The following is a 14030-nucleotide window of genomic DNA, read 5'->3' on the forward strand; positions in this document are numbered from 1 at the left end:
ACGCAGGGGTATCAATAAGGAAAGAAAAATACAGGCAGGAAGCACCCGATGGACGACTTGAAGCAGGAAGACACCGAAGCCATAGGCAACGATCCCACCCTTCTTCTGGTTGATGACGACAAACCCTTCTTGCAGCGCCTTGCCCGCGCCATGGAAAGCCGGGGTTTTCAGGTGACGACTGCAGAATCGGTTGAAGAAGGCATCGCAGCCGCCAGAGTCGCCGCTCCGGCCTATGCGGTCGTGGATATGCGGCTCGGCGATGGTAATGGACTCGATGTCATCGAGGCGATTCGTTCACGCCGTCCCGATACGCGGGCTATCGTTCTCACTGGTTACGGCAATATCGCAACCGCCGTGAATGCCGTGAAGCTCGGGGCGATCGACTATCTCTCCAAGCCTGCCGACGCGGACGAGGTTTTTGCGGCACTCACCCGCAAGCCAGGCGAAAAGGTTGCGCCGCCGGAAAACCCGATGTCTGCCGATCGGGTTCGTTGGGAGCATATCCAGCGTGTCTATGAAATGTGTGAGCGCAATGTTTCCGAAACGGCCCGCCGCCTCAACATGCACCGGCGCACATTGCAGCGCATCCTTGCCAAGCGCGCTCCCCGCTAATCTATTTCGGTCTCGGGCATATCAAAAGGCCGCTATACGCTGCGCCAGAAGCGTGTTCTCTGATTGACTGCTGCGGGAAAGCAGGTGGGTCTTATGGGAAATCACGATTGGCATGGCCACATTCTGTGTCCGTAATTTTTGTGAGGCAATTGCAAGCTCATGGCGTTTGTGGCCAGTTTTTGGCGTGGGAGCGTTGAAAATGGCAATAAAATGGCTGAAATAGGTTTTTTCAATTTACGGTTTACGGCTGGTTAATGATAATTCCGCATCGTGGACAATAAATAATTGATTCGTACCAGCAGTCCGAATGATTCAATCGAGGGGAAATTCATGAATTCTCGCGTCCTGCAACTGACCGCAGCTCTCCTTCTTGGTGGGGCGCTTGCGGGTTGCTCCACGGTTGGCGGCAGTTTTTACACCGCATCCTACTCGTCGGTCCGTGATGCCGGCTATACGATTCCCGCCATTCCGCGTGAGAAAATACCGGCGCAGTATCGCCGCCAGATCGTGAACTACCAGACTGCAGAAAAACCCGGAACGATCGTCGTCAATACGGGCGAAAAGTTCCTTTATTACGTCATGCCCGATGGCAAGGCGATGCGCTATGGCATTGGTGTCGGACGCGAGGGCTTTGGCTGGTCTGGAACGGCACGCGTTGCCATGAAGCGCGAATGGCCGACCTGGACGCCGCCTGCCGCCATGATCAAGCGCCAGCCGGAACTGGCCAAATACCGCACAGGCATGCAGCCGGGCCTGAAGAATCCGCTCGGTGCGCGTGCGCTTTATCTCTTCAACAAAGGTGGTGACACCGGTTATCGCCTGCATGGAACGCCCGAATGGTGGTCGATCGGCAAGTCGATGTCGTCCGGCTGTATCCGCCTGATGAATCAGGACATTCTCGACCTTTATGAACGCACCGAAAAGGGCGCAAAAGTTGTCGTAATTTAATAGAGGCAAGAACCAGAGCATTCCCAGCAAAAGCGAGAAATAGTTTTGCTGGGAATGTGCTCTGAATACAGGGCTTTTGGCCGATTTTTAAATAAAGCTGGTTATATTTGCGCAAAGCATCGTAACGAGATCTATGCCATTTTGGAAACGTAAGAAACAATCTGCAATATCATCTCCCCCGGCAGGTAAGTGTATCATTAAATCATATTCCCTTTTATATTAGAGAGAATATAATAAGATCATCACTCGGAAAATCACAAAAAATAGCGATCTATATATAGGGAAATGCAAATGGATTTAAGCATTCCCAGCAAATCCGTATGACAGACTTGCTGGAATTAACTTAAATCTGTTCGACCTGCTGCACTTCCGGCACGAAATGACGCAGAAGATTCTGGATGCCGTGCTTCAAGGTTGCCGTCGATGACGGGCAGCCCGAGCAGGCGCCCTTCATATGCAAAAACACGGTGCCGTTCTCAAAACCGCGGAAAGTGATATCCCCGCCATCCTGCGCGACGGCCGGGCGCACGCGGGTGTCGAGCAATTCCTTGATGATCCCCACAATTTCCGTATCGGCTTCATCGAAGAACTCTTCGTCGTCATGACCATGGCTGGCGCTAGCTGCGGCATTTTCCGCCATGACCGGCGCGCCCGACATGAAATGCTCCATGATCGTGCCGAGGATGGCAGGCTTGAGATGCTGCCATTCACTGTCTTCCTTGGTCACGGTAATGAAATCATAGCCGAAGAAGACGCCGGTTATGCCCGGCACGGCGAACAGTTTCGCTGCGAGCGGCGATGTATTGCCTGCGCTTGCCGCGTCGCGAAAATCGGCTGTACCCTCCGGCATGACCACCTTGCCGGGAAGAAACTTCAGGGTCGCCGGGTTCGGCGTGGTTTCGGTCTGGATGAACATGCCCGTTCTCCGCTTTCAATTCTGGAATAATTCTAATAAGCGCCTGTCCGTGAGGAAGCAAGGCTTGATAACAGCATCTTGGTTGCCACCAATATAGGATGCTTAGGTCACGGCATCAATGTCGTCATCGGTTAACCCTGCGGGGATCACGGTGACGGGGATCTGGAATTGTGCCCGACCGGCGAGCGATTGCACCAGAGGGCCGGGGCCTTCCTTGCCGGAACCTGCGGCGAGGACCAGAATGGCGATATCCTGATCTTCATCGATAAGGCTTGTCAATTCGTCACTGGTGCGGCCTTCGCGGATGATAAGTTCCGGCTCTATGCCCTGTTGTTCGCGCACGGTGGCGGCGAATTTTTCCAGCGTGGTGCGCGCGCGATCGCTGGCTTCCTGTTGCATGATTTCGCCGACGCCCAGAATCTGCTGGAATTCAGAATTGTCGACCACAAAGAGCATTACCAGCGCACCACTGGTATTCTTGGCGCGGCGCGCGGCATAGGCGACCGCCCGCTCGCATTCGGGCGTCTCGTCGATAACAGCCAGAAATTTGCGTCTATGTCCGGCTTCCCGGCTCAGTCGTCTTGATACCATGACGGCAATGTGCCACCGAGATGGATCGCCCGCAAGCGGGTAGCCGATGATTTTCAGAAATTGAACCTAGTTCTGCAACCAGCCGATAATGTCGCGCACATGGTGCATCGTCTCTTCGGCGATCATGCTAGCCCGTTCGCCGCCATCGCGCAGCACGCTGTCTATATAGGCTGGATCGGCCACCAGACGACGCATTTCCGCCGTGATAGGCGACAGCCGCGTTACGGCGAGATCAGCCAGCGACGATTTGAATTCGGAGAATTGACGTCCCCCGAATTCGGCAAGAATTTCTTCCTTCGACTGGGAGGCAAGCGCTGCATAGATGCCGAGGAGATTGTCGGCTTCGGGGCGCCCGGCCAGACCTTCGATCTGCGAGGGCAAGCCGTCCGAATCTGTCTTGGCCTTGCGAATCTTCTTGGTGATCGTGTCCTGATCATCGATCAGGTTGATACGCGAGAGGTCCGATGGGTCAGATTTCGACATCTTCTTGGTGCCGTCGCGTAGCGACATGATGCGCATGGCGGGCCCTGAGATCATCGGCTCGGTCAGCGGGAAGAAGCCTGAAACCTGCTCGTCGCCCATCTGCATGTCGACGCCAACACCCAGCGAAGCGATGCGGTCAGAATAATCATTGTTGAACTTCTGCGCGATGTCGCGGGTCAGTTCCAGATGCTGCTTCTGGTCATCGCCGACCGGCACATGCGTCGCGCGGTAAAGCAGAATATCGGCGGCCATCAGGCTCGGATAGGCGAAAAGCCCCAGCGAAGCATTCTCGCGGTCCTTGCCAGCCTTGTCCTTGAATTGCGTCATGCGGCTCATCCAGCCCACTCGCGCCACGCAATTGAACACCCATGCGAGTTCTGCGTGCTGCCGAACACGGCTCTGGTTGAAGACGATGCTCTTGCTGGCGTCGATTCCCGCCGCAAGGAAGGCTGCGGCCACTTCGCGTGTCGACTGGATCAGTTCAGCCGGGTCGGGCGATACGGTCAGCGCATGCATATCAACCACGCAGTAGATGCATTCCTGCGTCTCCTGAATCTCGACCCACCGCTTGATGGCACCAAGATAATTGCCGAGGTGAAGATTTCCCGTCGGCTGGACGCCGGAGAAGACAAGCGGTTTGAACGTGCTCATGATAATGCCCTGATGTTGGCCTTCGCCGGTGGAGAGCGAAGGGAAAGATAATGCCGGTGTTGTCGCAGACGGATGACTGCCTTTCAAGGGCAAATCACGTCTCTCCTTCCGGCTGTTTTTTTACAGCACCGCGCTTGACGCTGCGCCGGATCATGGCCGTGTTGGCGCCGCCAAGGCCGAAGGCGAGTGTAAAATAGATGGCCATAGCGGCAACTACGATTGCAGCGAGCGTGGCCGCCCGCAACCCAAGCGGAACCGCGGATGACAATTCATGCGAGAAATATTCGGTCGCATAATAGGCAGCGGCAGCCATGAGGGCAGCGGCGATGACAAGGCGCGGTATGCGGGTGAGCAGCGGAATGTCGCGCCCCCAATGGCCGCGCCAGACCAGCGTTGCAAAGAGCAGCACCGCATTGACCCAACCCGCGACGATCTCGGCTATGGCGATGCCGGTCGGCCCCATGCGCGGAAACAGCGTGACCGCGAGCGTGATATTCACCGCCACAGAAATAGCCGCGAAAATCATTGGCGTACGTGTGTCCTCGCGGGCGAAAAAGCCGGGAATGAATGCCTTGATAAGCACAAAAGCGGGCAGGCCCAGACCGTAAATCGCCAAAATGTTGGCAACCACCAGCGTCGAACTGGCACTGAACTGCCCGCGCTCGAACAGCAATCGCACGATGGGTTCCGACATGACGAGAAGGGCTGCGGCGGCAGGCAGTGTGAGAAACAGGGTGAACTCGACCGAGCGGTTTTGCAGGTTTGATGCTTCCTGCATATGTCCGCCGCGCAGCGCGCGCGACAATTCCGGCAGAAGCACGGTCGCCACCGCAATACCGACTACACCGAGCGGCAACTGATAGATGCGGTCGGCATAGACGAGCGAGGAAACCGCGCCTTCCATGCTGGAAGCTATATTGGTGTTGATAAGCAGGTTGATCTGCGTGATGCCGCCTGTAATTGCGGCAGGCAGCGCAAGCACCAGCAGCCGTTTGACATTCGACGTCAGGCGTGGGCGGCGAAAGCCGATTTTAATGCCCGCATTACGCACTGCCAGCCAGACGATTGCCAGTTGCACCAGACCTGCGGCCATGACGCCCCATGACAGGCCATAGCCGACGGAAAGCGCGTCATAGCCCTGCCACCAGGCGAATGCCAGCACGATGATCAGGATGATATTGAGGAAAACCGGCGCAATGGCCGCTGCAAAATAGCGATGCAGAGAATTGAGCATTCCGCCCATCATCGCGGCCAATGACATGCAGGCCAGATAGGGAAACATGATGATGGCAAGCCGCACGGTATTGTCGAATTTTATCGGATCGTCGGTAAAGCCCGGTGCAATCACCGTGCGCACGATGAAGGGCATTGAAAGCTCCATCGCGATGGTGAGAAAGAGTAGCACCGTGAACAGAACGCCGAATACTTCCTCGGAGAAGCGGCGCGCGCCATCCATACCACTCTGTTCGATTTCCTTGGCAAAAAGCGGCACGAATGCGGAATTGAACGCGCCCTCCGCAAAGAGTCTGCGAAATGTGTTTGGAAAACGGAACGCCGCATTGAAGGCGTCGGCAACCGGGCCGGTGCCGAGCGCTGCGGCCATGAACATTTCGCGCGTGAAACCGAAAATACGGCTCATCAGCGTGCCGGACGCAACAGTGGCGAACTTTTTGACCAAACTCATTTGCTTGAAATACCTATGCTGCTGTGCGCCCGTTTGTCTTTACATTGCTCTCGCCGCCAAGAACGGCAAGCAGCTTGCGCCTGATATTGCCCTGGCGGTTGGCGTTTGAAATCTTGTGGCCCACGAGATCTGTGACATAAAAACTGTCAATTACTTTTTCCCCGAAGGTTGTAATGTGAGCCGAAGCAATATCCAGTGAAAGGTCGGAAATAAGGCCGGTCAGTTCGGACAAAAGGCCGGGTCGGTCAAGTCCCTCCACTTCGATGACGGTAAATTTGTCTGAAAGCGTGTTGTTGATTTCAACGCGCGGCTCCACCGTGAAGGTTTTCGCGGCGCGTTTGGGTTTGGTGCGTTTCGCAAGCACATCGGGCAGATGGGCCTTGCCGGAGAGCACATCCTCAATCACCTTGCCGACGCGCTCTGCGCGCCTGCGCTCGTCTTCATCGGTGTCGAATTCGCGGTTAATGAGGATTGTGTCGAGTGCGCGCCCGTCGCGGGTCGTAAAAATCTGCGCATCGACAATGTTTCCGCCTGCGGCCGCACAGGCTCCGGTGATGATCGATAGCAGGCGCGGATGATCGGGTGCAAGCACGGTGATTTCAGTGACGGCCTCGAATGTATGCGGCTTGGCCATGGTTGCGAGCGCGCGCCCCATGCGGTCTGCTTCGCGTATGAAATTGGCATGACGCACCTGATCATCGAGGCTGACGGTCAGGAAATAATTGGTGTAATGCAGGCCAAGATAGGCGTTGCGTTCGTCTTCACGCCAGCCGGAGAGGCTTTGGTCCAGCGCTGCGCGCGCCTGACGCCCACGATCCGCCCGCGGCAGTTTTGAAAAGCCACCGGTGAGCACAAGTTCGGTTTCGTAGAATAATGTGCGCAGAAGTTGTCCCTTCCAGCCATTCCAGACACCGGGACCGACCGCCTTGATGTCGCAGACGGTGAGGATGAGAAGGAGTTTGAGCCGTTCCGTGGTCTGGACGGTGTCTGCGAAATCGATGATGGTCTTGCGGTCGTTGAGATCGCGCGATTGTGCCACCATGCTCATGGTCAGATGCTCGCGTACCAGCCATTCCACGGTTTCCGTCTCCGCTGCGCTCAATCCGAAACGTGGACAAAGCCTGCGAGCGATGCGCGCACCGGCAACGGAATGATCCTCTGGACGGCCTTTGGCGATATCATGCAGGAGCAGCGCCACATAAAGCAGGTTGCGGTCGCGCCGGATGGTGGTGATGATATGGTTCGAGAGCGGATGCTCGTTTTCGAGTTCGCCATGCTCGATTTCCGACAGAACCCCGATGCAGCGCAACAGATGTTCGTCCACCGTATAGTGGTGATACATGTTGAACTGCATCATGGCGACGATCTTGCCGAAATCGGGGATAAACTTGCCCAGGACCCCGGATTCGTTCATACGGCGCAGGATGAGTTCGGGATTGCGCGGCGAAGTCAGCACTTCGAGGAAAAGCCGGTTTGCTTCCCGGTTGTCGCGCAGTTCTGCATTGATGAGTTTTAGCGAGCGGGTTAGTTGCTGCATAGCTTCGGGATGAAATTCCAGTCCGTGCTTGTCGGCCAGATGGAATATGCGGATGATATTGACCGAATCTTTTTTGAACACATCAGGCGCCGCAATATTGATGCGATGGTTTTCCGAGACGAAAAAACGGCTGCCTGAAAGCCTGCGCTTGCGGCGCGAGAAGGTCAGAAAAATGCGGTTGAAGCCGGGTACATGCTTGACCTGCTCTTCTTCCAGCGCCGCACACAGAATGCGGGTCAGGTCTCCCACATCCTTGGCCACGAGGAAATAGTGCTTCATGAAGCGTTCGACATAGTTCTGGCCGGGGTGGGCCGTATAGCCCAGCCGCTCTGCGATCTCCGGCTGGATGTCGAAGGACAGGCGCTCTTCCGCTTTCAGCGTCGCAAAATGCATATGGCAGCGCACGGCCCACAGAAAGTCTTCCGCCTTGTTGAAAAGGCGCAGCTCGTTGCGTGACAGTACGCCGAGCTTGATGAGTTCTTCCTTGCTCTTGACACGATAGAAATATTTGGCGATCCAGAACAGCGTATGCAAGTCGCGCTGCCCGCCTTTGCCTTCCTTGACATTCGGTTCCACCAGATAGCGGGTTTCGCCAGCCTTGCGGTGGCGCGCATCGCGTTCGGCAAGCTTGGCCTGAATGAATTCCGGCCCCGTCCCCTTGACGACTTCCTCATCAAAACGGCTGACAAGCACCTGAAACAATTCCTTGTTACCGATGATGAAACGCGCATCCAACATAGCGGTGCGGATTGTCATGTCTTCTCGCGACAGGCGGACGCATTCATCCACGCTGCGGGTGGAATGGCCGACTTTCAGCCCCATGTCCCAGAGCATGTAGAGCATATACTCGACCACCTGCTCGCCCCATGGTGTCTGCTTGTAAGGCAGCAGGAACAACAGATCTATGTCCGAACCGGGCGCCAGCCCGCCGCGACCATAGCCGCCCACCGCCACGATCGCCATAATCTCGGCTTTTGACGGATTACGCATCGGATAGACTTTGGTGGTGGCAAAATCGAACAGCGCGCCGATAATCGTATCCATCAGATAGGAGAGCCGCCGCACGCAGAGCATGCCGCCGCCATCTTTCATCAGCATGCCTTCCGCATTGGTGCGTCCGCGTATCAGTGCGTCCTTCAGGGCATGCAGCACAACTTTGCGCACCGGCGCGCTCGTATAGCTTTCATCCGTAGCATCGGCGAGTTCATGCAGCTTTCGGCGCAGCGCCTCTGCATTGACGATCTCATCCAGCTTCAGCTCATGTGCGCTCATACAGCTTGCAGGTCCGGTTGGTGGGGTAGGAAATCGATCTTATAGCCGCTTTTGCCTGCCATGAACATGCAAAAGGCCGGGCAATGCCCGGCCTCCCTGTCCGACAATCGGAGAAGATCAGTTCGTGGCGTTATAGGCCGTGATCGCCGCCATATTGACGATATCGGAATCCTTCGCGCCGATGGTGACGATCTGCGCCGGCTTGTCGAGGCCGACGAGCAGCGGGCCGATGATGGTCGCGCCGCCCAGTTCCTGAAGCATGTCGGCGGCAATCGATGCCGAATGATTGTCAGGCGTAACGATTACATTGGCCGGGCCGGACAAGCGAATGAACGGATATTGTTCCATCAGCTTTGGATTGAGAGCCACATCTGCGCTCATTTCGCCGTCGAACTCGAAATCGACATGACGCGTGCTCAGGATGCGAACGGCTTCCTGAATTCGTGCCGAGCGTTCGCCGCCCATGTGGCCGAATGTGGAGAAGGCGGTGAGCGCCACGCGCGGCACATAGCCCATGCGTCGCGCCATGCCTGCGGCTTCCACGGCGATATCGGCCAGTTCTTCGGCCGTCGGCATTTCATGCACGGCTGTATCCGCGACGAAAACCGTGCGGCCGCGGCAAAGCGCAATCGACACGCCGACCACGCGATGACCCGGCTTGGAATCGATGACCCGGCGCACGTCGTCGAGGCCGGTTGCATAGTTGCGGGTCACGCCCGTCACCATGCCGTCCGCATCGCCGAGCGCCACCATGCAGGACGCGAAATGATTGCGGTCATTGTTGATGAGGCGATGGCAGTCGCGAGCCAGATAGCCCTTGCGCTGAAGCTTCTCGTAAAGATAGTCGGCATAGGCCGCATTGCGGCTGGAAAGGCGCGCATTGATGATCTCGATGCCGGGGCGCGAAAGATCGACACCCGCAGCTTCGGCTGTCTCCTTCACGCGCTCCTCGCGACCGACGAGGATGGCCGTCCCAAGCCCCTGATTGACGTAGGAAACGGCGGCGCGCATCACCTGCTCTTCTTCACCTTCGGCGAAGACGATACGCTTTGGCTGACGGCGCACGCGCTCATAGATGCCGCGCAGCGTCGAAGCGATGGGGTCGCGGCGGGCCGATAGTTCACGCTTGTAGCCTTCAATGTCATCGATTACCCGTCCGGCAACGCCGGTCTCGATAGCGGCCTTGGCGACGGCTGCCGAAACGGAAGCAAGCAGACGCGGGTCGAAGGGCACCGGAATGATGTAATTCGGGCCGAAGCGCGGGCGGCTGCCCTGATAGGCGGCGACCACATCGTCCGGCACGTCTTCACGCGCAAGCTCGGCGAGAGCATTGACGGCGGCGATCTTCATCGCATCGTTGATCATGGTTGCGCGCACGTCGAGCGCACCGCGGAAGATATAGGGAAAGCCCAGAACGTTGTTGACCTGATTCGGATAATCCGAACGGCCCGTTGCAACAATCGCGTCATCGCGCACTTCCGCAACATCTTCCGGCGTGACTTCCGGGTCGGGATTGGCCATGGCGAAAATGATCGGATTGGGTGCCATGGAGCGCACCATTTCCTTGGTCAGCGCGCCCTTGGCCGAAACGCCGAAGAAAATATCAGCATCCTGCATGGCGTCGGCCAGCGAGCGCTTATCGGTCTTGATCGCATGGGCCGACTTCCACTGGTTCATGCCCTCTTCACGCCCCTGATAGACCACACCCTTGGTGTCGCACAGCGTGACGTTTTCGGTGGGGAAACCCATCGCCTTGACGAGTTCGATACAGGCAATGCCCGCCGAGCCTGCACCATTGCAGACCAGCTTGGTCGTCTTGATATCGCGGCCCGTCAGATGCAGCGCATTGATCATGCCTGCGGCGGCGATGATTGCTGTGCCATGCTGGTCATCGTGGAAAACCGGAATGTCCATCAGTTCGCGCAGACGCTGCTCGATGATGAAGCAATCCGGCGCCTTGATATCTTCCAGATTGATGCCACCGAAAGATGGGCCGAGATAGCGCACGGCGTTGATGAAGGCATCGATATCGGTCGTATCGACTTCAAGATCGATGGAATCGACATCCGCAAAGCGCTTGAAGAGCACGGCCTTGCCTTCCATGACCGGCTTGGAAGCAAGCGCCCCCAGATTGCCCAGGCCGAGGATGGCGGTACCATTGGAGATGACGGCGACGAGGTTGCCTTTGGCGGTGTAATCATAGGCGCGCGCGGGATCTTCCGCGATTGCCTTCACGGGCACGGCTACGCCCGGCGAATAGGCAAGCGACAGGTCGCGCTGCGTCGTCATGGGCTTGGTGGGGTTGATCTCCAGCTTGCCCGGGCGGCCATTAGCGTGAAAGTCGAGAGCTTCCTTCTCACTGGCTGTGGGTGTGCGTTCTGATGTGTTGCCCTTCGGCGTTGAGGCTGGCATGTTCCCTCCGGTTTCATCTGCGGAAGAACTTCGATAGCGCTCGCGCAGCACTGTGTAAACAGCGCTTCAGGGAATAGATATTCATCCAAAAACGATGGAACACGAAATTTAATGACTTTGGCTGCGACAAGCGCGCAACAAATGAAGGTTTTATGGCATGGAAGCGAAGGTCGAGGACGGTATGCCGAAGGCGGAAGAAAGCACCGCGCAGGAGACGGTCGTACGCCTGACGCCCATGATGGAGCAATATATCGAGATCAAGGCGGCGAATGTTGATTCGCTGCTTTTCTACCGCATGGGCGATTTTTATGAATTGTTTTTCGACGATGCGGTGGAGGCTTCCAAGGCGCTGGGCATCGCGCTGACAAAGCGCGGCAAGCATCTTGGCGAAGATATTCCCATGTGCGGCGTGCCGGTCCATGCCGCCGACGATTACCTGCAAAAACTGATCGCCAAAGGCTATCGCGTCGCCGTCTGCGAGCAGATGGAAGATCCCGCAGAGGCAAAGAAGCGCGGTTCCAAATCGGTCGTTCGGCGCGATGTCATTCGCCTGGTGACACCAGGCACCATCACTGAAGAAAAGCTGCTGGACCCCTCCGAGGCCAATTATCTGATGGCGCTCGGCCGCACCAAGGGCGACGGCGCGCTGGCGCTTGCCTGGATCGATATTTCGACAGGCACGTTTCGTGTGGTGGAAACCACGGAAGACCGGCTTTTTGCCGATATTATGAGGATCGATCCAAGCGAACTGATCGTGGCCGATACCGCGTTTCATGATGCCGCATTGCGCCCGGTTTTCGACCTGATAGGCAAGGCGGTGATGCCGCAGCCCGCGACCCTGTTCGATAGCGCCGCTGCCGAAAATCGCATCCAGCGTTATTTCAATGTCGCCACGCTCGACGGTTTTGGCCAGTTCAGCCGGGCTGAGCTGTCGGCCATTTCGGGTGCTATCGCCTATATCGAGAAGACGCAGATTTCCGAGCGCCCGCCGCTGATGCGGCCCGAACGTGAGCATGAAGGCGGGACGATCTTCATCGATCCGGCGACGCGCGCCAGCCTGGAGCTTGTGCGCACCATGTCGGGCAGTCGGGACGGCAGTCTCCTGAAGGCCATCGACCGCACCGTGACGGGCGGCGGTGCGCGGCTTCTGGCCGAGCGCCTGAAAGCGCCGCTGACCGCCCCGAAGGCGATTGCGCAGCGCCATGATTCCGTTTCCTGGTTCCTGAGCGAACAGCCGCTTGGCGACGGCATGCGGCTGGAGCTGAAGGGCGTGCCGGATATGCCGCGTGCGCTTTCGCGCCTTGCGGTCGGTCGCGGGGGGCCGCGTGATCTTGGTGCGCTGGCGCGGGGATTTGAAGCTGCTGGAGCCATCGCGTCGCTTCTGGAAGGCGCGCTTCTGCCGGATGAGCTTGCTGCGGCATGCGAAGCCATCGAGAAAATGCCGGCAAGCTTTGCCGCGCATCTCGATCGTGCGCTGGCCGATGAAATGCCGCTTCTGAAGCGTGACGGCGGTTTCGTGCGCGAGGGCTATAATACCGAACTCGACGAGATGCGTGCGCTACGCGACCAGTCGCGCCGGGTGATTGCCGGTTTGCAGGCCGACTATATCGAGGAAACCGGCATCAAAACGCTGAAGATCAAGCACAACAATGTGCTTGGCTATTTCATCGAGGTGACGGCGAACAATTCTGGCGCGATGACCGGGACGGATGAAGCCAAGAGCCGCTTCATCCATCGCCAGACCATGGCCAACGCCATGCGTTTCACGACCACGGAACTGGCCGAGCTTGAAAGCAGGATTGCAAACGCTGCCGATCGTGCGCTGTCCATCGAGCTTGCGATCTTCGAGGAGCTGACGGCGGAAGCTGTTTCCCACGCAGACAGCATTCGCGCCGCGGCGGCAGCGCTTTCCGTCTTTGACGTGTCGGCGTCGCTGGCGGTGCTGGCCGATGAGCAGGGCTATTGCCGTCCGCTGGTCGATGACAGCCTTTCCTTCAACATCATTGCCGGGCGTCATCCGGTGGTTGAGCAGGCGCTGCGCCGTCAGGCAGCCAATCCGTTCGTGGCGAATGATTGCGATCTCTCGCCGCAAAAAGACGGTGGCAATGGTGCAATCTGGCTTCTGACCGGTCCGAATATGGGTGGTAAATCCACCTTCCTGCGCCAGAACGCGCTGATCGCCATTCTCGCCCAGATGGGCTCTTTCGTGCCAGCCGGTTCGGCTGAAATCGGTGTGGTGGACCGCCTGTTCAGTCGCGTCGGCGCGTCCGACGATCTGGCGCGCGGACGCTCTACCTTCATGGTCGAAATGGTGGAAACGGCAGCGATCCTCAATCAGGCAGGCGAGCGCTCGCTGGTGATCCTTGATGAGATCGGGCGCGGCACCGCCACTTTCGACGGGCTTTCCATCGCCTGGGCAGCGGTTGAATATCTGCATGAGAAGAACTGTTGCCGTGCGCTTTTCGCCACCCATTTTCACGAAATGACGGCGCTTTCAGAAAAGCTGGAACGGCTTTCAAATGTCACCATGCGGGTCAAGGAATGGGACAATGATGTCGTCTTCCTGCATGAAGTGGCAAAGGGCGCTGCCGATCGTTCCTACGGCGTGCAGGTGGCGCGGCTGGCCGGTTTGCCGGAAGCGGTCGTTAATCGCGCCCGCGATGTGCTGCATCAGTTGGAAGCGGGCGAAACGTCCGGCAAGGCCGATAAGCTGATCGATGATCTGCCGCTTTTCTCTGTTGTCTTGCAGCAGGAGAAGCCAAAAGCCCAGGCGACGGTACAGGATAGCGAACTGGTGAAGGCGGTCGCCGCCATCAGCCCGGACGAACTTACCCCGCGCGAGGCGCTGGAGCTGGTTTACAGGCTGAAGGAACTGGTTGGCAGGACATAAAACAAAAAGGCGAAACATATGTTTCGCCTTTTCT

At 57.6% G+C, this 14030-nt stretch carries 9 protein-coding genes; 3 read left to right on the forward strand and 6 right to left on the reverse strand.

What is annotated here, in order from left to right:
- The first annotated feature begins 48 nt into the window (after positions 1 to 48).
- Together regA and KUG47_RS02125 are read left to right on the forward strand one after the other, a co-directional pair.
- Positions 49 to 612 (forward strand): global response regulator transcription factor RegA, encoded by a 564-nt coding sequence (gene regA, locus KUG47_RS02120; protein ID WP_185917262.1) that lies wholly within the window; start codon positions 49 to 51, stop codon positions 610 to 612.
- Positions 613 to 942: 330 nt separating this feature from the next.
- Positions 943 to 1560: a L,D-transpeptidase gene (locus tag KUG47_RS02125; RefSeq protein ID WP_217676300.1), complete on the forward strand. Its 618-nt coding sequence runs from the start codon at positions 943 to 945 to the stop codon at positions 1558 to 1560.
- A 343-nt stretch (positions 1561 to 1903) separates the two neighbouring features.
- Here KUG47_RS02125 and KUG47_RS02130 read toward each other — a convergent pair whose 3' ends face one another.
- The 6 genes from KUG47_RS02130 to KUG47_RS02155 form a co-directional block, all read right to left on the reverse strand.
- On the reverse strand, positions 1904 to 2476 hold the full coding sequence (locus tag KUG47_RS02130) for a NifU family protein (RefSeq protein WP_217676301.1): 573 nt from the start codon (positions 2474 to 2476) through the stop codon (positions 1904 to 1906).
- A 102-nt stretch (positions 2477 to 2578) separates the two neighbouring features.
- Positions 2579 to 3118, reverse strand: coding sequence for a universal stress protein (locus tag KUG47_RS02135; RefSeq protein WP_217676951.1), 540 nt, complete (start codon positions 3116 to 3118; stop codon positions 2579 to 2581).
- 15 nt (positions 3119 to 3133) lie between these two features.
- Positions 3134 to 4201, reverse strand: a complete 1068-nt coding sequence (gene trpS, locus KUG47_RS02140) for a tryptophan--tRNA ligase (RefSeq protein ID WP_217676302.1) — start codon at positions 4199 to 4201, stop codon at positions 3134 to 3136.
- Positions 4202 to 4295: 94 nt separating this feature from the next.
- The gene (murJ, locus tag KUG47_RS02145) at positions 4296 to 5885 is read right to left on the reverse strand and encodes a murein biosynthesis integral membrane protein MurJ (protein WP_217676303.1); all 1590 of its coding nucleotides are present in this window, start codon (positions 5883 to 5885) and stop codon (positions 4296 to 4298) included.
- A 13-nt stretch (positions 5886 to 5898) separates the two neighbouring features.
- Positions 5899 to 8694 (reverse strand): [protein-PII] uridylyltransferase, encoded by a 2796-nt coding sequence (locus KUG47_RS02150; RefSeq protein ID WP_217676304.1) that lies wholly within the window; start codon positions 8692 to 8694, stop codon positions 5899 to 5901.
- Between the two features lie 117 nt (positions 8695 to 8811).
- The gene (locus KUG47_RS02155) at positions 8812 to 11106 is read right to left on the reverse strand and encodes an NADP-dependent malic enzyme (RefSeq protein WP_185917269.1); all 2295 of its coding nucleotides are present in this window, start codon (positions 11104 to 11106) and stop codon (positions 8812 to 8814) included.
- Positions 11107 to 11263: 157 nt separating this feature from the next.
- Here KUG47_RS02155 and mutS point away from each other — a divergent pair, with 157 nt between their 5' ends.
- On the forward strand, positions 11264 to 13996 hold the full coding sequence (gene mutS, locus KUG47_RS02160) for a DNA mismatch repair protein MutS (RefSeq protein ID WP_217676305.1): 2733 nt from the start codon (positions 11264 to 11266) through the stop codon (positions 13994 to 13996).
- The last annotated feature ends 34 nt before the right edge of the window (positions 13997 to 14030 follow it).

The organism is Falsochrobactrum tianjinense, assembly GCF_019100495.1.
Taxonomy (GTDB): Bacteria; Pseudomonadota; Alphaproteobacteria; order Rhizobiales; family Rhizobiaceae; genus Brucella; species Brucella tianjinense.